At 60.1% G+C, this 22,505-nt stretch carries 17 protein-coding genes and 2 pseudogenes; 8 read left to right on the top strand and 11 right to left on the bottom strand.

Annotated elements, in window-relative coordinates; genetic code table 11:
* Positions 1-8 precede the first annotated feature (8 nt).
* Positions 9-904 (top strand): annotated as a pseudogene (locus IQK56_RS21940) (LysR substrate-binding domain-containing protein).
* On the opposite strand, the gene IQK56_RS21935 reads toward IQK56_RS21940, so the two are convergent.
* Positions 874-1,734: a LysR substrate-binding domain-containing protein gene (locus IQK56_RS21935; protein WP_150676644.1), complete on the bottom strand. Its 861-nt coding sequence runs from the start codon at positions 1,732-1,734 to the stop codon at positions 874-876. The pseudogene IQK56_RS21940 and the gene IQK56_RS21935 sit on opposite strands and share 31 nt — an antisense overlap.
* Before the next feature lie 113 nt (positions 1,735-1,847).
* Between IQK56_RS21935 and IQK56_RS21930 the strand changes: the two genes are divergently transcribed.
* The 3 genes from IQK56_RS21930 (at position 1,848) to IQK56_RS21920 (ending at position 4,471) form a co-directional block, all read left to right on the top strand.
* Entirely contained in the window at positions 1,848-2,975 is a 1,128-nt protein-coding gene (locus IQK56_RS21930; protein ID WP_150676645.1) for a 2-aminoethylphosphonate--pyruvate transaminase, read from the top strand.
* Complete coding sequence (gene phnX, locus IQK56_RS21925; RefSeq protein ID WP_193864233.1) at positions 2,972-3,799, top strand: phosphonoacetaldehyde hydrolase; 828 nt, start codon at positions 2,972-2,974, stop codon at positions 3,797-3,799. The genes IQK56_RS21930 and phnX overlap by 4 nt, the downstream gene beginning before the upstream one ends.
* Before the next feature lie 114 nt (positions 3,800-3,913).
* On the top strand, positions 3,914-4,471 hold the full coding sequence (locus tag IQK56_RS21920) for a cytochrome b (RefSeq protein ID WP_150676647.1): 558 nt from the start codon (positions 3,914-3,916) through the stop codon (positions 4,469-4,471).
* Here IQK56_RS21920 and IQK56_RS21915 read toward each other — a convergent pair.
* Both IQK56_RS21915 and IQK56_RS21910 read right to left on the bottom strand, forming a co-directional pair.
* Entirely contained in the window at positions 4,461-5,351 is an 891-nt protein-coding gene (locus IQK56_RS21915) for a 1-aminocyclopropane-1-carboxylate deaminase/D-cysteine desulfhydrase (protein ID WP_193864232.1), read from the bottom strand. The two genes, IQK56_RS21920 and IQK56_RS21915, sit on opposite strands and share 11 nt — an antisense overlap.
* 57 nt (positions 5,352-5,408) lie before the next feature.
* Positions 5,409-7,448, bottom strand: a complete 2,040-nt coding sequence (locus IQK56_RS21910; RefSeq protein ID WP_193864231.1) for an NADPH-dependent 2,4-dienoyl-CoA reductase — start codon at positions 7,446-7,448, stop codon at positions 5,409-5,411.
* 212 nt (positions 7,449-7,660) lie between these two features.
* Here IQK56_RS21910 and IQK56_RS21905 point away from each other — a divergent pair, with 212 nt between their 5' ends.
* The 3 genes and pseudogenes from IQK56_RS21905 to IQK56_RS31435 form a co-directional block, all read left to right on the top strand.
* Positions 7,661-8,791 carry a carbon-nitrogen hydrolase family protein gene (locus IQK56_RS21905; protein WP_150676650.1) on the top strand — a complete coding sequence of 377 codons (1,131 nt, stop codon included), beginning with the start codon at positions 7,661-7,663 and terminating at the stop codon, positions 8,789-8,791.
* A 4-nt stretch (positions 8,792-8,795) separates the two neighbouring features.
* Positions 8,796-9,830 (top strand): AraC family transcriptional regulator, encoded by a 1,035-nt coding sequence (locus tag IQK56_RS21900; RefSeq protein WP_122306539.1) that lies wholly within the window; start codon positions 8,796-8,798, stop codon positions 9,828-9,830.
* Positions 9,831-10,113: 283 nt separating this feature from the next.
* A pseudogene (locus tag IQK56_RS31435) lies at positions 10,114-10,215 on the top strand (transketolase-like TK C-terminal-containing protein); the annotation flags it as partial.
* A gap of 1 nt (position 10,216) precedes the next feature.
* Here IQK56_RS31435 and IQK56_RS21895 read toward each other — a convergent pair.
* The gene (locus tag IQK56_RS21895; RefSeq protein WP_122306538.1) at positions 10,217-11,002 is read right to left on the bottom strand and encodes a DUF2242 domain-containing protein; all 786 of its coding nucleotides are present in this window, start codon (positions 11,000-11,002) and stop codon (positions 10,217-10,219) included.
* Positions 11,003-11,091: 89 nt separating this feature from the next.
* Entirely contained in the window at positions 11,092-11,991 is a 900-nt protein-coding gene (locus tag IQK56_RS21890) for a LysR family transcriptional regulator (RefSeq protein WP_150760607.1), read from the bottom strand.
* A gap of 119 nt (positions 11,992-12,110) precedes the next feature.
* Here IQK56_RS21890 and IQK56_RS21885 point away from each other — a divergent pair, with 119 nt between their 5' ends.
* Positions 12,111-13,277, top strand: coding sequence for an MFS transporter (locus IQK56_RS21885; protein WP_193864230.1), 1,167 nt, complete (start codon positions 12,111-12,113; stop codon positions 13,275-13,277).
* 64 nt (positions 13,278-13,341) lie between these two features.
* Here the strand turns inward: IQK56_RS21885 and IQK56_RS21880 are convergent, their stop codons facing one another.
* From IQK56_RS21880 to tig, 6 genes are all read right to left on the bottom strand, one after another.
* On the bottom strand, positions 13,342-15,216 hold the full coding sequence (locus IQK56_RS21880; protein ID WP_122306536.1) for a SurA N-terminal domain-containing protein: 1,875 nt from the start codon (positions 15,214-15,216) through the stop codon (positions 13,342-13,344).
* Between the two features lie 230 nt (positions 15,217-15,446).
* Entirely contained in the window at positions 15,447-15,719 is a 273-nt protein-coding gene (locus IQK56_RS21875) for an HU family DNA-binding protein (protein WP_099586644.1), read from the bottom strand.
* A gap of 149 nt (positions 15,720-15,868) precedes the next feature.
* Positions 15,869-18,265 (bottom strand): endopeptidase La, encoded by a 2,397-nt coding sequence (gene lon / locus IQK56_RS21870; RefSeq protein ID WP_122306535.1) that lies wholly within the window; start codon positions 18,263-18,265, stop codon positions 15,869-15,871.
* Positions 18,266-18,438: 173 nt separating this feature from the next.
* Positions 18,439-19,722 (bottom strand): ATP-dependent Clp protease ATP-binding subunit ClpX, encoded by a 1,284-nt coding sequence (clpX, locus tag IQK56_RS21865; protein WP_003238279.1) that lies wholly within the window; start codon positions 19,720-19,722, stop codon positions 18,439-18,441.
* 111 nt (positions 19,723-19,833) lie between these two features.
* A complete protein-coding gene (clpP, locus tag IQK56_RS21860; RefSeq protein WP_083357884.1) occupies positions 19,834-20,469 on the bottom strand; it encodes an ATP-dependent Clp endopeptidase proteolytic subunit ClpP in 636 nt (211 codons plus the stop codon).
* A gap of 91 nt (positions 20,470-20,560) precedes the next feature.
* Positions 20,561-21,871, bottom strand: a complete 1,311-nt coding sequence (gene tig / locus IQK56_RS21855) for a trigger factor (RefSeq protein WP_099586642.1) — start codon at positions 21,869-21,871, stop codon at positions 20,561-20,563.
* Positions 21,872-22,505: the final 634 nt, after the last annotated feature.

The following is a 22,505-nucleotide window of genomic DNA, read 5'->3' as shown; positions in this document are numbered from 1 at the left end:
GATCTGCCATGTCGGTTTCCCACGCCCAGCTCAAAGCCTTCCATGCCGTGGCCGTACACGGCAGCTTTACCCAGGCGGCCGAACGGCTGTTCCTCACGCAGCCGGCCATTTCCGACCAGGTGCGCAAGCTCGAAGAACGCTTTGGTGTGCTGTTGTTTCATCGCAACAAACGCTCAGTGCGCCTGACCGACTTGGGCGAGCGCTTGCTGGGCATCACCCAGCGCCTGTTCGTGATCGAAGCCGAAGCCGAGGAGCTGCTGCAAGACTCACGCGCCCTGCAAACCGGGAGCCTGACCCTGGCGGTGGACGCCCCCGTGCACCTGCTGCCGCAGATTGCGCGTTTCTGTCAGCTGTACCCCGGCATCACCGTGAAGATCGAGACCGGCAACACCGATGAGTCGCTGCTTCGCCTGTACAGCTACCAGGCCGACCTGGCGCTGCTCGGGCGGGATGTCGACGATGAACGGTTGCTGTCCCTGCCGCTGCCCGACGGCCAACTGCTGGCATTTGTGTCGCGCAACCACCCGTGGGCCGGGCGCGAGTCGATCTGCCTGGCCGATCTGGATGACACGCCGTTGGTATTGCGGGAAATCGGCTCGGTCACCCGTCAGACCCTTGAACGGGAAATGAGCCAGGCCGGGCTGCGGATTCGCCCGGCGATCCAGGTGGAAGGCCGCGAAGCCGCCCGTGAAGCGGTGGTGGTAGGGATTGGCGTAGGCGTGGTCTCGGCGGCGGAATTCGGCGCGACTCACGGGTGTACGCCATGCCGATCCGTGATTGCACCCAGCGCATGAAGGAAACCCTGGTGTGCCTGAAGGAACAGAGTTCACGCCGGATCGTCGCGACGTTCCTGGACATCGTGCGCGACAGCCTTCAGCCCGGCGCCAACTCGAAGAACGCCTGAATCAAGCGCAACGACCGACGCCGCTCCATGCAGCCGAGCATGTGCCGGTTCAGCAGCCCGTCGCCCTGGATCGGCACCGCCCGCACCCGTGGGTCCTGGCTGACCTCCATCGACGACACCACCCCCACGCCCAACTCGGCGGCGACGGCTTCGGTCACCGCTTCACGGCTGTCCAGCTCCAGCAACACCTTGGGCTGCACAGCGCCAGCCAGGCAGGCGTCGTCGAAGGTGCGCCGGGTGATGGAGCTGGGCTCACGCAGCACCATGATCACCTCGTGCAATTGCGCCAGGCGAATCCCCTCGGGCAGCATCGCCCACGGGTGACTGGCCGGCACCAGTGCGCAAATACGCGACTCGCTCAAGGGTTGCAGGTGCAGGCCATTGCGCGGCTCCACTTCAGTGAGCACCGCCACATCCGCATGCTCGGACAGCAAGGCCGCCAGGGTTTCCTGGGCATTGCCCAGGCGCAGGTTGACCGTAATGCCGGGGTAGCGCGCACGCAGGCTGGCGATCATCGGCATCACCAGGTGCGGACCGTCCGCCGCCACTTCCAGGCGACCGGTGAGCAACTGCCGATTGGCCTCCAACAGCGCCTGCGCTTCGTCCACCAGGCCGAAGATCGCCCGGGTGATCGCCGCCAGGCGTGCGCCCTCCTCGGTCAATTCCACCCGCCGTGCCGTACGACGCAACAGTGGAATCTGGTAGTACTCCTCCAGCGCCTTGATATGCCCGGTCACCGCCGGCTGGCTGATAAACAGCCGCGCAGCAGCTCGGGTAAAGCTGCCTTCGCGGGCGACCGCATCGAATGCGCGTAATTGAAACAGGTTCATGGTTATCGGCCTCACTGATAGCTCGCATAACAACAAACAATTTGATTGATAACAAGCCAAACTGCAATTTAGGCCCCGTAGCTTCACACCCCGATGCCTTGCGAGGACTTGAGATGACCACTGCCGCGCCGATCCTGCTGACCCCAGGCCCCCTGACCACATCCAGCCGCACCCGTCAGGCAATGATGGTGGACTGGGGTTCATGGGATGACCGTTTCAACCAACTCACCGCCAGCGCCTGCACCCGACTGCTGGCGATCCTCCACGGCGCGGACAGCCATCACTGCGTGCCTTTGCAAGGCAGCGGCACCTTTGCCGTGGAAGCGGCCATCGGCACCCTGGTTCCACGCAACGGCAAGGTACTGGTACTGATCAACGGCGCCTACGGCAAGCGCCTGGCGAAGATCTGCGAAGTGCTGGGCCGCGACTTCAGCACCTTTGAAACCGCTGAAGATGAGCCCACCACTGCCGCCGATGTGGACCGTTTGCTCCAAGCCGACAAGGGCATCACCCACGTCGCCTTGATCCACTGCGAAACCAGCACGGGCATTCTCAATCCGTTACCGGAGATCGCCCAGGTCGTCAAAAACCACGGCAAACGCCTGATCATCGACGCCATGAGTTCCTTCGGCGCATTGCCCATCGATGCTCGCGAGGTGCCGTTCGAAGCCCTGATCGCCGCCTCGGGCAAATGCCTGGAAGGCGTGCCCGGCATGGGCTTTGTCTTCGCCGAGAAGCAGGCGCTGGCCGCTGCCCAAGGCAACTGCCATTCCCTGGCGATGGACCTGTTCGACCAGCACACCTACATGGTCAAGACCGGCCAATGGCGCTTCACCCCGCCGACCCACGTGGTCGCCGCCCTGCACGAGGCGCTGCTGCAATATCAGGAAGAAGGTGGCCTGCCTGCTCGAAACCAGCGCTACACCGACAACTGCCAGGCGCTGCTGGACGGCATGGCCGAGCTTGGTCTGCGCAGCTTCCTGCCGGCCGCCATCCAGGCGCCGATCATCGTCACCTTCCACGCCCCGCAAGACCCGCACTACCAGTTCAAGGACTTCTACGAACGGGTCAAGGCCAAGGGTTTCATCTTGTACCCCGGCAAATTGACCCAGGTGGAGACCTTCCGCGTCGGCTGCATCGGCCACGTCGACGCCGCCGACATGGGCGCCGCCGTCAGTGCCATCGCTCAGGCTTTGCAGGCCATGGGCATCACCCTTTCATCCATTGGAGCGCCCGCATGAACTATCAAAACCCCAACACCCTCCAGGCCGTGATCCTCGATTGGGCCGGCACCGTGGTCGACTTCGGCTCCTTCGCGCCGACACAGATTTTTGTCGAGGCTTTTGCCGAGTTCGACGTGCAAGTCTCCATCGAAGAAGCCCGCGGCCCGATGGGCATGGGCAAGTGGGACCACATCCGCACCCTTTGCGACCAGCCGCAAGTTGCCGAGCGTTACCGCAAGGCGTTCGGCCGCACGCCCACTGACGACGACGTCACCGCGATCTACCAGCGCTTCATGCCGTTGCAGATCGAGAAGATCGCCGAACACTCGGCGCTGATTCCTGGCGCCCTCAACACCATTGCGCAACTGCGCAAGCAAGGTATCAAGATCGGCTCCTGCTCCGGCTATCCCAAGCAGGTAATGGACAAGGTCGTCGCCCTGGCTGCCACCAATGGCTACGTCGCCGACCATGTCGTCGCCACCGACGAAGTGCCCAACGGCCGCCCTTGGCCAGCCCAGGCCCTGGCCAACGTGATTGCACTGGGGATTGACGATGTAGCGGCGTGCGTGAAGGTCGACGACACCGTGCCCGGCATCCTTGAAGGGCGTCGCGCCGGAATGTGGACCGTGGCGCTGACTTGCTCCGGCAACGCCCTGGGCCTGACCCATGACCAGTTCCAAGCCCTGGATGCCACCACCCTGGCCAGCGAACGCACGCGCATCGAAGCGATGTTCGAAGGCTCGCGCCCGCATTACCTGATCGACACCATCACCGACCTGCCGGCGGTGATCGCCGATATCAACCAGCGCCTGGCACGCGGCGAAATGCCGCAAAGCCACTGATAGAGGTCAATACAACGGCATTCGCACCGGGCAAATCGTTCAAAACAGGCATAGAGTAAAAGGACTCCGTCGCCAAAGAACGGAGGCTTGCCCTGATGAATGAGGAACCCAGCGATGCCGTGGAAAAATTCCGATACGCGCTACAGCACCATGTCGATTGCGCTGCACTGGTTGATGGTGGTGCTGCTGGCGGTGGTCTACGCCTGCATAGAGTTACGCGGCCAGTTCCCCAAAGGCAGCGGCGCCCGCACACTGATCGTCGAGATGCACTTTATGTTCGGTCTCACGGTGTTTGTGCTGGTGTGGCTGCGCCTGTTTGCGCGCAGCCTGGGGGTGGCGCCGAAGATCGTACCGGCACCGCCGCAATGGCAAAGCCTGCTGGCCACCCTGATGCACGCCGCGCTGTACGCCCTGATGATCGGCATGCCGATTGCGGGCTGGCTGATCGTCAGCGCCGAGGGGCATTCGGTGATGTTCTATGGCATGGAATTGCCGCCGCTGATTGGCGAGAACAAGGCCCTGGCCAAAGAGATTGAAAGCTGGCACGTGCTGTTCGGCAAGATCGGCTACTGGCTGATCGGGCTGCATGCCTTGGCGGGGATCTTTCATCATTATGTGATGCGCGATAACACGGCGCTGCGGATGATGCCGGGTAAGCGCGCTAGTCTGTAAACCCTCGCCGGCCTTGCAGGCCGCCGGTGTGCACGAAGATCAGGCGAGTGCCGGGCGCGATGTGGCCGGCCTCGATCTGCTGTTTCAAGGCCAGCAATGCCTTGCCGGTGTAGAGCGGTTCCAGCGGCACGCCGCAGGCCTGCTCCGTATTTTCAATAAAGTCGAGCAACACCGGGTCGACCTTGGCGAAGCCGCCCCGGCTGGCGTCCCGCAATTGATAGCCGCCCGCCACCAGGGCACTCACGTTTTGCGCCACACCATGATCGTCCGGCACGGCCAGTGCGCCGTACACCGGATGGGCACCCGCCTCTGCCAGCACCAAACCCGCCAGCGTGGTGCCGGTGCCCGCCGCCAGCCACCACCCGTCGTAATCGGCCCAGCCCAGGTTGCTCAATTGCGCACGGGCCTGTTCGACCAGCACCCCGCAGCCCGTTGCCCCCTGCAACCCGCCGCCGCCTTCCGGCACGGGATACAGCTGGGGATATTGCTCACGCCAAGGCAACCAGAAGTCCGGTTCATTGCGCGCACGATAGCCGCCATAACCCAGCCAATGCAGCTGCATACCGAACGCCTGCAAATCCTGGACGGTAGGCGTGTCTTGCGGATGGCCGCGCAGCAGGCCGACGGTGGCAAAGCCAAAACGCTTGCCCGCCGCCGCCAGTGCGTGCAGATGGTTGGAATAGGCGCCGCCGAGGCTGATAACCCCGCTGGCCCCGGCCCGTTGCGCCTGGGTCAGATGCTCGGTGAGTTTGAACCACTTGTTGCCGCTGATCAGCGGGTCGATGCGGTCCAGGCGCAGCACGGCCAACTCGACGCCGTTCAGCCAATCCAGCGCCAAGGGCTCAAGGGGTGCATAGGGAAACCAATCGAAGGGGCCCATCGGACGGGAACTGTATGGAAAACGGGGCGGTAGTCTAACACCGCCCCGCTGGGGGTTTTACAGCTCGGCGGCGAGGCGCGAGCCCTGGTTGATGGCGCGCTTGGCGTCCAGCTCGGCCGCCACGTCAGCACCGCCGATCAGGTGCACGTTCTGGCCGGCAGCGACGAGGCCGTCGTGCAATTCGCGCAACGGGTCCTGGCCGGCGCAGATGACGATGTTGTCCACCGCCAACAGCTTTGGCTCACCCTCGGCGCCGATGCGGATATGCAGGCCGTCATCGTCGATCTTCAGGTACTCAACGCTGTTGAGCATCTGCACCTGCTTGTTCTTCAAGCCGGTGCGGTGAATCCAACCCGTGGTTTTGCCCAGGCCGTCGCCGACCTTGGAGGCCTTGCGTTGCAGCAGGAAGACTTCACGTGCCGGCGCATGGCGCTCGGGTTTGATCCCGGCCACGCCGCCACGGGCTTGCAGTTGGGTGTCGATGCCCCACTCTTTCCAGAATGCTTCGCGGTCCAGGCTGGTGGACACGCCCTGGTGCACGAGGAATTCCGACACGTCAAAACCAATACCGCCCGCGCCGATCACCGCGACGCGCTTGCCCACTGGCTTGCGTTCGAGGATCACGTCCAGGTAGCTCAGCACCTTGGCATTGTCTACGCCAGGAATCGCCGGGGTACGCGGTGCGATGCCGGTGGCCAGGATGATCTCGTCGTAGCCGCCGGCCGCCAGTTGCGCCACATCCACGCGGGTGTTGAGGCACAGCTCAACGTGGGTGGTCTGCAGCTTGCGCTTGAAGTAGCGCAGGGTTTCGAAGAACTCTTCCTTGCCCGGCACGCGCTTGGCGATGTTGAACTGGCCGCCGATCTCGCTGGCCGAATCGAACAGCGTGACTTGGTGACCGCGCTCAGCCGCCACCGTGGCCGCGGCCAGACCCGCAGGGCCGGCGCCGACCACGGCGATTTTCTTGATCTGCTTGACCGGCAGGTAATTGAGCTCGGTCTCATAGCACGCACGAGGGTTGACCAAGCAGGTGGTCAGCTTGCCGCCAAACGTGTGGTCCAGGCAGGCCTGGTTGCAGCCGATACAGGTGTTGATTTCATCGGCGCGGCCGGCAGCGGCTTTGTTGACGAACTCCGGGTCGGCAAGGAACGGCCGCGCCATCGAGACCATATCGGCATCGCCTTCGGCGAGGATCTGCTCGGCAATTTCCGGGGTGTTGATGCGGTTGGTGGTGATCAACGGGATCTGCACCGCGCCACGCAATTTGGCCGTGACTTTACTGAACGCGCCGCGTGGCACTTTGGTGGCGATGGTCGGGATACGCGCTTCGTGCCAGCCGATCCCGGTATTGATAAGGGTTGCACCGGCCTGCTCGATGGCCTTGGCCAACTGCACGATTTCTTCCCAGGTGCTGCCGCCTTCCACCAGGTCGAGCATCGACAAGCGGAAGATGATGATGAATTTCTGGCCGACCGCTTCGCGAACACGGCGCACGATTTCCACGGCGAGGCGCATGCGGTTTTCGTAGCTGCCGCCCCAACGGTCGGTGCGGTGGTTGGTGTGGGCGGCGAGGAACTGGTTAATGAAATAACCTTCGGAACCCATGATTTCCACGCCGTCGTACTCGGCGACCTGAGCCAGCAGCGAGCACGTGACAAAATCCTGGATCTGCTTTTCGATGCCCTCTTCGTCCAATTCCTTGGGCTTGAACGGGTTGATCGGCGCCTGGATCGCGCTGGGCGCGACCTGCTTGGGGCTGTAGGCATAACGGCCGGCATGGAGGATCTGCATGCAGATCTTGCCGCCCGCTTCGTGCACAGCGTGGGTGACGATCTTGTGCTTTTGTGCTTCTTCGTCGGTGGTCAGCTTCGCCGCACCGGCGTACACGCCGCCTTCATCATTCGGGCCAATCCCGCCGGTGACCATCAGGCCCACGCCGCCACGGGCGCGCTCGGCAAAATAAGCGGCCATGCGTTCGAAACCACCGGGCTTTTCTTCAAGGCCGGTGTGCATCGAGCCCATCAGGGTGCGGTTGCGCAGCGTGGTAAAACCCAGGTCCAACGGGGCCAGCAGGTGCGGGTAGGCAGCAGCGCTCATGGTACAGCTCCACAACGGATCATCACGGGACGTGGAAGGCTCGAATGGCCTGCCATCGGTTTATGTCCCACAGACTAAGAGGCCATCCCCTACCGCTCAATGACCGAAACTCACAACTTATTGATCCAAATGTACAGCGCCTCTTGGCAAGCCGCTGCCGGGGCCCTACCCTAGTCAGCGAACCCTGCACCCGGTCTGTTGTCTGTTCCCCCATGCGTAAACTTCTAGCTTTTACCGTCACCCTGGCCCTGGCTGCCGCCGTCGCCGCCTATCTGGTCTGGACCCAGGAGCGCCCTGTGGCGCATTACCTGTCGGACCTGCGCAGCACCGTCGCCGTCAACGAAGGCCAGCCTGCCGACCGCGGCAACCTGCTGGGTATCCAGCCGGAGCTGTTCCCCGCCGACTACCAGAGCCTGGAACGTCTGCACCTGAAACTCGCGGCCTACCTGCAAAACGCCCGGGACCAAGGCCTGATCAACGACAAGACCATCGTCGTGTTGCCGGAACACATCGGCACCTGGCTGATGCTCACTGGCGAGAAAAACGAGGTGTACCAGGCGCTGCATGTGAAGGAGGCGATGCATTGGCTGTCGATCAGCAATCCGCTGCAGTTCCTGCGAGCCTGGATCAGCGCCACGGGCGATGACCGCACCAACGACGCCTACCTGCGCATGAAAGCCCCGGCCATGGCGCGTGACTACCAGGTGCTGTTCGGTGGCCTGGCCAAAGAATTCGGGGTCACGGTGGTGGCCGGCTCCATCGCCCTGCCCAACCCGAGTGTGAGCCAGGGGCAACTCCAGGTCGGCCATGGCGCGCTGTTCAACGCCAGCGTGGTGTTTGCAGCGGATGGCTTGCCCATCGGCGATCTGCAACGCCAGCTCTACCCGATCTACGACGAGCGCGGTTTTATCGAGCCTGGTGATGAAAATGTCGTCAGCGTGGTCGACACCCCGGCCGGGCGCCTCGGCGTGCTGGTGGGCAGTGACAGCTGGTACCCGGACAACTACCGCAAGCTCAATGAACAAGGCGCGCAGTTGATCGCGGTGCCAGCCTTTGTGCTCGGCCGCGACACCTGGGAACGCCCATGGCGCGGTTTTAAAAGTGTTTCCACACCCCAGGAAATCAGCCTCAAGCCCGAGGAACTCAGCGAAGGCGAAGCGTGGCGCCGCCTGACCTTGATCAGCCAACAACCGATCAGCCAGGCCAGCGCCGGCATGAGCGTATTCCTGCGCGGGCAGTTCTGGGATTTGGGCACTGCCGGGCAGAGTTTCCTGAGCCACAACGGACAGATCAGCGCCGACGGCGACGCCCGTGGTGCGCGCTTGCTGAACATCTGGCTGTAACGCGGTGAAGCCGGTGCGCCTTGGGGATCTGTCGGTAGGCTTCGTGCACACCCTGGCCGATGCGATCCACAGCCACGGCCTGGACCCGCAGCCGCTGTTGCTGCAATACGGCCTCGACCCGGCGCGCCTCGCCGAAGCAGGCGCGCGCTTGTCGATCCCACGTTATATGCGCCTGGGCCATGCGGCCATCCAACTGACCGGCGACCCCGGATTGGGCTTGCGCATGGGTCAACTGAGCCGCATGAGCCAGGCGGGCCTGGCCGGCGTCACCGCCGCCCAGGCGCCCAACGTCCGCGAAGCCGCCCGCACACTGACACGCTTTGAGCCGCTGTATGGCGCCAACTATCGCGGGCAATCGAGTTTCCACGAGGATGCCGAAGGCGCCTGGCTGCGTTTCTACTCCATCAGCCCCTACAACGCCTACAACCGCTTCGTGGTGGACTCGATCATTTCCAGCTGGCTGCATCAGCTCGCCAGCCTGGCTCAACAACCGTTGCAGGTGCAACGCATCGAGATCGAGTTTGACGCTCCCGACTACAGCGAGCAGTACAGCCAACTGGGTGCAACCCCGGTGCACTTCGGGGCCGAAGCCAACCAGGTGCGCCTGAGTCAATCGACCCTGGGCCTGCGCAACCCACAGCATTGCCCGAGTACCTGGCAGTTGCTGCTGCAATTGTGTGAACGGGAATTGGAGCAGTTGACCCGCACCCGCAGCCTGCGCGAGCGCATTACCCGGTTGCTCGGGCCGATGCTCAATGGCGGTCGGGAACCCGACCTGGAAGAAGTGGCGGCACGCTTGAAGCTGCCAACCTGGACACTGCGCCGCAAACTGGCCGAAGAAGGCACTCAGTTCCGGGCGATTCTCAACGATACCCGCCGCGACCTGGCCATGACTTACATTCGCGATACGGAACTGGCGTTCGGCGAGATCGCCTACTTGCTCGGTTTTGCCTCAGCCCAAGCCTTCCAACGGGCCTTCAGGCGGTGGAACAACCAGACCCCAGGGGAATTTCGCCGCAGTCAGCGGCATTCCGCCTGACGTCGGTCTTACAGCTCTGTGGCGTCGTCTGCAGGTTCCAGCGGGTCCAGCTCAATTGCGTGGTACTCAAGCAGTTCTTCCTGGTAATCGTCCATGGTGGGCTCCTTGTCTTGAATTAAAAGCGGCTGCCAATAAATGACCTGCACAGCCAGCCTAAAGTGCCGTGATGACGAAAAAATGTCGACGTCATGACGTTCCTGCACTCCAGGATTAAACGTAGCAGCGTTATACGGATTTAGCACTGGGGAGATTGAAGCGCGATTGCCATCAGGTAGGCACTGAAAAGGCACTGGCCGATGACAACGTGATCGGTCGCGATAAAGTCAGTGAGGCGATCAAGCGCTACGGGATCAACGTCGACAAGGCCGACCCCGTAGCAGTCTGATTTACTGCGCAGGCGTCGGCAGGGGCGGAATGGCTTCGGTCGGTGCCGGCAGGTCCGGATTGGTCGGTGCTGGCGTTGGCGTCGGTGCCGGCTCTTCCTGCGGCGCAATGGGCGCAGGCTCTGCCGGTGGTGCCACGGGTTCCGACGCAGCAGGCGCTTCCTTTGGCGCTTCGACCTTCTCGACCAGCGGTGCCGCCTTGGGCTCCGGCACACCCAATTCAGCCTTGGGTTGCTCGGGAATATGCTCCGCCTTCTTCACTTCCTGGGGCAGGAACACGTCCACCAGCGCGAAGTAACGCTCGTAGAACTTCGGCGCGGACACCGTCTCGCTGGCCACCTTGACCATCGAGTCATCGGTGGAGCCGATCGGCATCGACACCGATCCCAGTACGCCCACACCCAGGCTCGCGGAGTTGTTGACCTTCTTCAGCGCGTAACGGTCCTGCAGGGCGTTGGCGAACATCGTCGAATGGTTGGTGCCTTTGCCATCATCGGCACACACCACGTTGAAGCTGATCTGCAGATGGGTTTCACCGGTCTGCTGGAAGCTTTTGTTACCGACGACAACCTTGGGATCGCTGCTGGTGATGATGTAGCCCTGGCTCAGCAAGGCACGCCGCGCAGCTTCGCACGCCGCGGCATCACTGACCGGGTAATCCCTGGAAAACGTGCCGGAGTCGTCGAAACTCTCATGTTCATAAATAGCGGGTTTGGGTGACGAGCAGCCCGCGGCGCCCGCCAACACCAGCGCCAGCCCGAGGCTACGCAAGTGAAATGATGTCGACATCGATAATCCTGAAGAAAACAGTCCGGGCGTTATTGTGCAACAGAACGAGGCCTTGGCGCGCACATTCCTGTCGGTAAAACGTCACAGGGCTACAGTACGGCGGCTGCAGGAAAAAGCCCTGCGCACATATGGTCTATAAACACGCGCAACTTGGCCGAAGCATGGCGACTTGATGGCCACAACATCCAGAAACTGCCACGGTGCTCCAGATAATCATCCAGCACCCGTTGCAGTCGTCCCTCGCGCACCGCCTGGTTGACCATGTAGTCGGGCAAACAAGCGATCCCCAGCCCTTCGTGGACCACATGGTTGAGCGACTCGATAGTGGTGCTGGCCAGCGGAGTGCGCAACGTCAGTTCGGCAGCACCGGGTTCCAGGCGCAACGGCCAGGGTTCCAGCTTGCCGGTGGCGCAGAACTTGTGACGCAGGCAGGCGTGTTCATTTAAATGCTCGGGTTGTTGCGGTGTGCCGTGCTGCGCGAAGTACGCCGGCGTGCCCACCAGCACCAGTTGGTAATGCCCCAGATGACGGGCCATCAAGCGTGAATCTTCCGGCTTGCCGGTACGAATCACCGCATCGAAACCTTCCTCGATCACATCCACCATGCGGTCGGAAAAATCCACATCCAACTCGATATCCGGGTACGCACGCATAAAGTCACTGAGCACCGGCATCAGCAAGCCGCGCACTTGTGGCACGCTGATGCGCAACTTGCCCCGAGGCGTGGCGCTGGCTTCGGTCAACTCGCGTTCCGCGGCCTCGACTTCGGCCAGAATCCGCCGTGAACGCTCAAGGAACAGCGCGCCCTCGCCCGTCAGGGTAATGCTGCGTGTACTGCGGTGAAACAGCCGCACGCCCAGACGGTCTTCCATCCGCGCAATGCTTTTGCCCACGGCCGAAGACGACACACCCAATACCCGCCCGGCGGCGGTGAAGCTGCGGGTCTCCGCCACCTGCACAAATACCGACAGGCTGCCCAAACTGTCCATGATTTTGCCCCAGCTGATTACGGACATCCACGTCCGATAAGTTCGGAACCTTAGCCTGTTTTTCCTTCGGTCACAGCCCCCTACTCTGCGGGCTTGCCCTTTTGCATGGAAACAGCGCTATGAGTTCTAACGCTTCACTGGCTGACGCTGCCGCCACAGCCCGACATGAATCGCTGCCTGTGGGCGGCCTGCTGGCACTGGCCTCGGCGGGATTTATCACCATCCTCACCGAAGCCATGCCCGCCGGGCTGCTACCGCAGATGGGCGAAGGCCTCGGCGTGTCGCCAGCGTTGGTTGGCCAGTTGGTCACCCTCTACGCCATCGGATCGTTATTGGCAGCCATCCCTCTTACGCTGCTGACCCGAGGTTGGCGCAGACGCCCGCTGCTGCTGATCGCCATCGGCGGCTTTGCCTTGGTCAACAGCGTGACGGCCTTCTCCAGCCACTATGGGCTGACGCTGGTGGCGCGTTTTTTTGCCGGGGTGTTTGCCGGACTGCTTTGGGCGCTGCTGGCGGGTTACGCCAGCCGAATGGTCGCGCCACATCTGCAAGGCCGGGCAATCGCGGTGGCAATGCTCGGCGCACCACTGGCCTTGTCCCTGGGCGTGCCAGCGGGAACCTGGCTCGGTGCGGCCGTTGGCTGGCGACTGAGCTTTGCGATCATGACCGGCCTCACGCTGGTGCTGCTGATATGGGCTCGCTGGCAACTGCCCGACTTCGCGGGTCAACCGACGGGCAAGCGCCAGGGATTACGCCAAGTACTGACATTGCCCGGCATCCGCCCCGTGTTGTGGGTGACCTTTACCTACGTCTTGGCCCACAACATTCTCTATACCTACATCGCTCCATTACTGGTGCCCGCCGCAATTGCCACCGACATCGACCGGGTACTGCTGGTGTTTGGCCTCGCCGCGCTGTTGAGCATCTGGCTGACCGGGATATTGATTGACCGGTGGCTGCGCACACTGCTGCTGATCAGCTGCGCATTGTTCGGCCTGATCGGCTTGGCGCTGGTGTTCTGGATCGACGTGCCAGCGGCGGTCTACATCGCTGTCGCGTTATGGGGCCTCGCGTTCGGCGGTCTGCCGGCATTGCTGCAAACGGCGCTGGCCAAATCAGCAGGGGAATCGGCGGATGCCGCACAGTCGATGCTGGTGACCGTGTGGAACCTGGGAATTGCCGGAGGCGGCCTGATCGGCGGTCTACTGCTTCAACGCTGGGGCGTCAGCGCGTTCCCGTGGGCGGTGGTGGGATTGATGCTACTGGCCGTGGCCAGGCACCGATAAAACACGCGGACATAAAAAAGCCCCCCGGTCTTTTCAGGCCGGGGGCTTTTTATTCAAACCGCCATCAGAACTTCTTGATGTCAGCCTGGGTTTCCAGCTGCTTGCGGTACGCCGCGAAGTCTTGCTGGCCGACACGGGAAGCGAGGTATTGGCGGTATTGCGCCTTTTCTTCGTCCGATGGGGCTGCTGCTTCATTTACACCGTTCAAGCGCACGATCGCCAGGCTACCGTCAGCCAGGGTCACGGTGGTGAAGGTCGGCTTGTCCTTGGCCGCAGGCTTAGGCATGCGGAACAGGGCTTGCAGCACGGCAGGATCGATCGCTTCCGCGCTACGGGTAGCCGCTTCAGTGACTTTCCATGCCTGGCCGTCAACCGGCTGGTTCAGCGGCGTCTTGCCATCACGCAGGCTGGCGATCAGCTCGTCAGCGTGAGTCTTGGCAGCCGCGCTGGCGCGCTCCTTGGCCATCTGGGTGCGGATCGCCGCAGCAACGCTTTCCAGCGGCAATTGCGCCGGTTTGCGGTGCTCTTTGGCACGCAGCACGATGATGGTTTCCGGGTCCAGCTCAATGGCGGTGCTGTTGGCACCTTCATCCAGCACTTCCGGGCTGAATGCAGCAGTGACCACGGCACGGTTGGCCGCAACACCTTCGCCACCTTCACGGCCAAACGGCGCGGAGGTGTGCACGGTGAGCTTCAGGTCGGAGGCTGGTTGAGCCAGGTCCGACGCTTCGAATGCCGCATCTTCCAATTGCTTGGTCGCTTCGACAAAACGCTGCTCTACCTGCTGGGTCTTGAGCTCACGGGTCAGCTTGTCTTTCAGGCTGGCGAACGTCGGCACTTGCGGTGCTTCAACGCCCAACAACTTGATCAGGTGCCAACCGAAGCTGCTGCGCACCGGTACCGAGACCTGATCCTGTTTCAACGCATACAGGGCGGTTTCAAAATCCGGATCGTAGACGCCAGGGCCGGCAAACCCGAGGTCACCGCCATTGTTGGCAGAGCCTGGATCCTGGGAAAACTCCTTGGCCAGGGCTTCGAACTGCTCGCCTTTGGCCAGGCGTGCCTGGATGTCTTCGATCTTCGCCTTGGCTTGCGCCTCGGTGACCTTGTCGTTGACCTCAATCAGAATGTGCGCCGCACGACGCTGTTCAGCGAGGTTGGCGGTTTCTTTCTGGTAGGCCGCCTGCAGCTCATCGTCCTTGACGTTGACCTGGTCGAAGAAGGAAGACTTCTTCAATTCCAGATAGTCGATGACCACCTGGTCCGGGGTCATGAACTCTTTGGCGTGCTGGTCGTAGTAAGCCTTGACCTCGTCGTCGGTGAGTTTCACCGCCGCAGGGTTGGCCTTGATGTTGACGGTGGCAAAATCGCGAGTCTGTTTTTCCAGACGGGCGAATGCGAGCACTTCGGCATCGGTGACGAAACCGCTGCCGGCAATGCCTGCGCGAACCTGGCCGATCAGCATTTCCTGGGTCATCATCTGACGGAACTGCAGACGGCTGTAGCCCAACTGGCGGATCACCTGGTCAAAGCGTTCGGCGCTGAACTTGCCGTCGACCTGGAATTCCGGCGTTTGCAGGATCACTTGGTCCAATGCAGCTTCAGAGAAGCCAAATTTGGAATCGGCGGCGCCTTGCAGCAGCAGCTTGCGATCGATCAGGCCTTTGAGGGCCGCTTCGCGCAGCAGTTTTTCGTCCAGCAGCGAAGCATCGAAATCCTTGCCCAACTGTTGCATCAGCTGGCGACGTTGCATGTCGACGGCCTGGCTCAGCTCGGTCTGGGTGATTTCTTCACCGTTGACCTTGGCCACGTCCTGCTTGTTAGTACCCGAAGCCTGGAAAATGGCCTCGATACCGGTGAACGCCATCAATGCGACGATGATCCCGATAATGGTCTTGGCAATCCAGCCTTGTGAATTGTCCCTGATATTTTGCAGCATGCGTCCCCCAGAAACGGTTGAACTTCAAAAATTGGCAACCGTGGAGCGTGGGTAGAGTCCGGATAGAAGAAAGGCGCATCCGAGGATGCGCCTTCTCGTAACTGGCGGAGCGGACGGGGGTTTGAACCTGCACCCCCGGCGTGGCGACCCAATGGATAGGTGGGTCAGCTGCCGCTCCGCTGCCAGGCCAGACCTGCGTCCGACCCGGGTAGCAAAGGCTTGATCGAAGCTTAGTTGACGGCTTCTTTCAGGGCTTTACCGGCTTTGAAACCTGGTTTCTTGGCAGCAGCGATTTCCAGTGCTTTGCCAGTCTGTGGGTTGCGGCCAGTGCGAGCTGGGCGGTCAGTCACAGAGAAAGTACCGAAGCCTACCAGTACCACGGAGTCGCCGGCCTTCAGAGCGCCAGTGACGGATTCGATTACTGCATCCAGCGCACGGCCAGCAGCAGCTTTCGGGATATCAGCGGATGCAGCGATAGCATCAATCAGTTCCGACTTGTTCACTCTAAGTCCCCTTATATATCTATTGAGTATGATTCTAAGTTTTTTGGTAAACAGCAAAAATCAGTGCTGAATGGCCTACAGACACTTAAGAGCCGCTTTATAACAAGGGCTCTAAAAAGCTGTCAAGGAAGCCACCAGGCTTATTCACATTAATGCGTGCTAATTCTTTCCTTGGAATCAGACTCTCGTTTTTCGTCCTTGGCAACTATCTCCGGAGCCACATCCGGCAAGGGCTCCGGCGCGTATTGCAGCGCAATTTGCAGGACCTCGTCAATCCATTTAACCGGTTTAATCTGAAGATCCTGCTTGATGTTGTCAGGAATTTCCTTCAAGTCGCGAACATTCTCTTCAGGAATGATCACGGTCTTGATACCACCCCGATGTGCGGCAAGCAATTTCTCTTTCAGACCACCGATGGCCAATACTTGACCACGCAAGGTGATTTCCCCCGTCATGGCCACATCGGCACGCACCGGAATGCCGGTCAATGCCGACACCAGGGCCGTGCACATGCCTACGCCAGCGCTAGGGCCGTCTTTAGGCGTCGCCCCTTCCGGCATGTGGATGTGGGTGTCGTGCTTCTCGTGGAAGTCCAGGGGAATCCCCAGGCTCCTGGCGCGGCTGCGCACCACGGTCTGCGCGGCGGTGATGGATTCGACCATCACGTCACCCAGGGAACCGGTCTTGATCAGTTGGCCTTTACCCGGAATCACCGCGGCTTCGATGGTCAGCAACTCGCCGCCCACCTGGGTCCACGCCAGGCCAGTCACCTGCCCTACCTGATCCTGCTGCTCGGCGAGGCCGTAGCGGAATTTCTTCACGCCCAGGAAGTGCTCCAGGGAATCGGCCACCACCTTCACCGAGAAGCGTTTTTCCAGCGCGTGCTCTTTGACCGCCTTGCGGCAAATCTTCGCGATCTGGCGCTCAAGGCCCCGTACACCGGCCTCGCGGGTGTAGTAACGCACGATGTCGCGGATCGCTTCGATATCAAATTCGATCTCGCCTTTCTTCAGGCCATTGGCCGAAATCTGCTTGGGCGCGAGGTATTTGACCGCGATGTTGATCTTCTCGTCTTCGGTGTAACCCGGCAGACGAATCACCTCCATCCGGTCCAGCAACGCGGGTGGAATGTTCATGGAGTTGGAGGTGCACAGGAACATTACGTCGGACAAGTCGTAGTCGACTTCCAGGTAATGGTCGTTGAAATTGTGGTTTTGTTCAGGGTCGAGCACTTCCAGCAATGCCGATGCCGGATCGCCACGCATGTCGCTGCCCATTTTGTCGATTTCATCGAGCAGGAACAGCGGGTTGCGCACCCCCACTTTTGTCATCTTTTGAATCAATCTTCCTGGCATCGAACCGATGTAAGTCCGGCGATGACCACGGATTTCCGCCTCATCACGCACACCGCCGAGGGCCATGCGTACGAATTTGCGGTTGGTGGCACTGGCAATCGACTCGGCCAGGGAAGTTTTACCGACCCCCGGAGGACCGACCAGGCACAACACCGGACCACGAATTTTCTTCACGCGCTTTTGCACGGCGAGGTATTCGAGGATCCGTTCTTTGACTTCTTCGAGGCCATAGTGATCGGCGTCGAGAATTTCTTCGGCACGGGTCAGGTCCAGACGCACTTTGGTCTGAGCCTTCCACGGCACCTGCACCAGCCAGTCGATGTACGAACGCACCACAGTGGCTTCAGCGGACATCGGCGACATCTGCTTGAGCTTGTTCAGCTCCGCATTGGCCTTGGTCAGGGCGTCTTTCGGCAGGCCGGCGGCATCGATGCGCTTTTTCAGCTCTTCGATTTCGTTGTGGCCATCCTCGCTGTCGCCAAGTTCTTTCTGAATGGCCTTCATCTGCTCATTCAGGTAGTACTCGCGCTGGCTGCGCTCCATTTGCTTCTTCACACGACCACGGATGCGCTTTTCAACCTGCAACAGGTCGATCTCGGCATCCAGCAACGCCAGCACGTGTTCAACACGGGCCGACAGGTCGATGATTTCGAGGATGTCCTGCTTCTGCTCGATCTTCAGCGCCATGTGCGCGGCCATGGTGTCGACCAGGCGGCTTGGCTCATCAATGCTATTGAGGGAAGACAGGACTTCAGCCGGGACTTTCTTGCCCAACTGCACATACTGCTCGAACTGCGAGAGCAGGCTGCGTACAAAAACCTCGGATTCGCGCTCAGGGGCTTCGACTTCGTCGATCAGCGCCACTTCGGCGCGCAGGTGACCATCCACCTCCATGAAACGCTCTACCGCCCCACGCTGCTCGCCTTCCACCAGCACCTTGACGGTGCCATCAGGCAGTTTGAGCAGTTGCAGAACAGTGGCAATGGTACCGACGCGATACAGGGCGTCTTCGCCTGGATCATCATCGGCAGGATTTCTCTGGGCCAACAGCAGGATCTGCTTGTCGCCCGTCATCGCTGCCTCAAGGGCTTCGATAGACTTCTCGCGCCCCACGAACAGCGGGATAACCATGTGCGGATAGACGACGACATCACGCAACGGCAGGAGAGGCAATTCAATGGTTGTCTTCATGATTTCGCCTCTATGACAGTTCAAAAATAAGCTTGAAACCAAGATGGGGGCTGCATGCAAAAAAAACAAGCTTATTGCCAGCAGTTAAACGCAGTAAACGCGTCAGGATAAAAACCTGCACAAAAAACAAAGGGGCCCTAGGGCCCCTTGTTTGTACCGAAACTGCGAAACGCTTACGCGTCTGGCGCAGCCTTGGCAGTCGGCTCACTGTTTTCGTAGATATACAGTGGCTTGGACTTACCTTCTATAACGCTTTCGTCGATCACCACTTTACTCACCTCGGACTGCGAGGGGATTTCATACATGGTGTCGAGCAACACGCCTTCAAGGATAGAACGCAGACCACGTGCACCGGTCTTGCGCTCCAGCGCCCGCTTGGCTACCGACTTGAGTGCGTCAGTACGGAACTCGAGGTCCACACCTTCCATCTCAAACAGCTTGGCGTATTGCTTGGTCAGCGCGTTTTTCGGCTCGGTGAGGATCTGAATCAGAGCAGCCTCATCCAACTCGTCCAACGTGGCCAGGACCGGCAAACGGCCAACGAATTCCGGGATCAGACCGAACTTGACCAGATCGTCAGGCTCGACTTCACGCAGGGACTCGCCCACCTTCTTGCCTTCTTCCTTGCTGCGCACTTCTGCACTGAAACCGATACCGCCCCGGGTAGAACGTTGCTGGATAACTTTTTCCAGCCCGGAGAATGCACCGCCACAGATAAACAGGATGTTGCGCGTATCTACCTGAAGGAATTCCTGCTGCGGGTGCTTGCGGCCGCCTTGTGGCGGTACGGAAGCTACCGTGCCTTCGATCAGTTTCAACAGGGCCTGCTGCACGCCTTCACCGGAAACATCCCGAGTGATCGACGGGTTGTCCGACTTGCGCGAGATCTTGTCGATTTCGTCGATGTAGACAATACCCATCTGGGCCTTCTCTACGTCGTAGTCGCACTTCTGCAGCAGTTTCTGAATGATGTTCTCAACGTCCTCGCCCACGTAGCCAGCCTCGGTGAGGGTGGTGGCGTCGGCGATGGTGAACGGAACATTCAGCAGACGAGCGAGGGTTTCTGCAAGCAGGGTTTTACCCGAGCCTGTAGGACCGATCAGCAAGATATTGCTCTTGCCGAGTTCGACTTCGTCGCCTTTCTTGTCACGCTGGTTCAGACGCTTGTAGTGGTTGTACACCGCTACGGCCAGAACCTTCTTTGCACGCTCTTGACCAATCACGTATTGATCAAGGATGCCGCTGATTTCTTTAGGCGAAGGCAATTTATGCGCGCTGCTTTCGGCCTGGGCTTCCTGCACCTCCTCACGGATGATGTCATTGCACAGGTCGACGCACTCGTCGCAGATAAAGACCGAGGGGCCGGCAATCAACTTGCGTACTTCATGCTGGCTTTTGCCACAGAAGGAGCAATAGAGCAGCTTGCCGTTGTCCTCGCCGTTGCGGGTGTCAGTCATTCGTTCGATCCAAATCCGATAGGCTTGCAACACAAGATGAAGGCTTATGCGGGCTTTTTCAAGCCGCCGATGATCGGACACGCCGACCAGCCCTATTTTGAGCGGCTTATATTAAGCGGGGCGCTTTTCGATCACTGCGTCGATCAACCCGTATGCACGTGCGGCTTCGGCGCTCATGAAGTTGTCGCGGTTGGTGTCGCGCTCGATTTCTTCCAGCGTGTGCCCGCTGTGCTTGGCCATCAGCGTGTTGAGACGCTCGCGGATGAAGAGGATTTCCTTGGCATGGATTTCAATGTCCGACGCCTGGCCCTGGAAGCCGCCCAGTGGCTGGTGAATCATCACGCGCGAGTTCGGCAGGCAGTAACGCTTGCCCTCGGCACCCGCCGTCAGCAGGAACGCGCCCATGCTGCAGGCCTGGCCAATGCAGGTCGTCGAGACATTCGGCTTGATGAACTGCATGGTGTCGTAGATCGACATGCCTGCTGTCACCGAACCGCCCGGCGAGTTGATGTAGAGATGGATGTCCTTGTCCGGGTTTTCCGCTTCAAGGAACAGCAGCTGCGCACAGATCAGGTTGGCCATGTAGTCCTCTACCGGGCCCACCAGAAAGATCACTCGCTCCTTGAGCAGGCGCGAGTAGATGTCGTAGGCGCGTTCGCCACGAGCGGACTGCTCGACAACCATCGGGACCAGGCCGCCTGCGGCCTGGATATCAGAGTTCTGCTGAATATAGGAATTACGGAACATGCTCTGCAGTTACTCCCAAATAGTCATGTCTTGAAAACGCATAAGCCAGCGCGAGGCTGGCTTATGGTTGAATTTCCAACGAGTTGGACAATCAGTCGGCTTGTGCTGCTTCTGCCGGCTTGACTGCTTCTTCGTAAGAGACCGCTTTATCGGTCACCTTAGCCTTCTGCAGAACAGTATCCACAACTTGTTCTTCCAGCACAACCGAACGTACTTCGTTCAGTTGCTGGTCGTTCTTGTAGTACCAAGCCACAACCTGCTCAGGCTCCTGGTAGGCCGAAGCCATTTCCTGGATCATTTCGCGAACGCGGTCTTCGTCAGGCTTGAGGTCGAACTGCTTGACCACTTCGGCCACGACCAGACCCAGCACAACGCGACGCTTGGCTTGTTCTTCGAACAGCTCGGCCGGCAGCTGGTCAGGCTTGATGTTGCCACCAAACTGCTGAACCGCTTGAACGCGCAGGCGATCCACTTCGTTGGACAGCAGAGCCTTAGGCACTTCGATCGGGTTGGCGGCCAGCAGACCGTCCATGACCTGGTTCTTGACCTTGGACTTGATCGCCTGACGCAGCTCGCGCTCCATGTTCTTGCGAACTTCGGTGCGGAAACCTTCGAGAGTGGCTTCCTTGATACCGAACTGAGCAAAGAACTCTTCGTTCAGCTCAGGCAGCTTAGGCTCGGAAACGCTGTTGACGGTCACGGTGAACTCGACGGCTTTGCCAGCCAGGTCCAGGTTCTGGTAGTCAGCAGGGAAAGCCAGGCTCAGAACACGCTCTTCGCCGGCTTTGGCGCCAACCAGGCCGTCCTCGAAACCAGGGATCATGCGGTTGGAACCCAGCACCAGCTGAGTGCCCTTGGCGGAGCCGCCAGCGAATACTTCGCCGTCAACCTTGCCAACAAAATCGATGTTCAGTTGGTCTTCGTTCTGGGCGGCACGATCGGCCACTTCGAAACGGGTGTTCTGCTTGCGCAGGATTTCCAGCATGTTGTCCAGGTCGGAATCGGCAACTTCAGCGCTCAGGCGCTCGATTTCGATACCGTCAAAACCGGCCACTTCAAACTCTGGGAACACTTCGAATACGGCAACGTATTCCAGGTCCTTGCCAGCTTCCAGGGACTTAGGCTCGATCGAAGGCGAACCAGCCGGGTTCAGCTTGTGCTCAACAACGGCCTCGTAGAAGGAAGCCTGGATCACGTCGCCTACCGCTTCCTGACGCGCATCAGCACCAAAACGGCGCTTGATTTCGCTCATTGGCACTTTGCCCGGACGGAAACCAGCGATTTTGGCCTTTTGGGCAGTCTGCTGCAGACGCTTGTTGACCGCAGTTTCGATACGCTCTGCCGGCACGGTGATGCTCAGGCGGCGCTCAATAGCAGTAGTATTTTCAACAGAAACTTGCATGAATATTCCTCGTTGCACAGACGTTAGCCGGCCGTTTCCGACCCCAGAATCAAGGGCATGCATTCTAGAGGGTCAAACTCAAGAAGTCACCCTACTGGAAACGGGTAAAAAAACAGCAGGCCATTTGTAGGTTCAAGTGCACGCATGCACCTGCGCCCATTAGCAAATACAGCTCATCACGCCAGGGCTCTGCGCCAGCCCTTCTATATATAGAAGGGTCCGCAAACAAACCCTGGCCGCCGATCTTGCGAACAAGATCGACAGGCCGGCCGCAGCATCGCGAAACACAAATACGACGAAGCGCCCTGCCCTGGAAACTCGAAACGCTCAAACAAAAACGGCACAGCCCTTTTCCAGGTACTGCGCCGTTATCGCTATTTAATAGCGGTGCTGACCTCTATATAGCCGAGCATCAGTTCTACACGTTCAAAACCGGCAACGATTCTAACGCCAAGGCATTGAGAATGCTTGTTTTTTTCTTGACACCCCGAATCCGCGAACCCCTCACGCGACTCAATGCCCGCAAATGCCTGCAGAAACAAGCCCCGGCTTTTTGGGATGCAAAAAAAAGCGCCAGATGATTAATCTGGCGCTTTCTCGGAATATGGGGTGGACGAAGGGGATCGAACCCTCG

The sequence above is a fragment of the Pseudomonas cyclaminis genome, assembly GCF_015163715.1.
GTDB lineage: Bacteria > Pseudomonadota > Gammaproteobacteria > Pseudomonadales > Pseudomonadaceae > Aquipseudomonas > Aquipseudomonas cyclaminis.
This window is presented reverse-complemented; position numbering and strand designations above follow the sequence as displayed.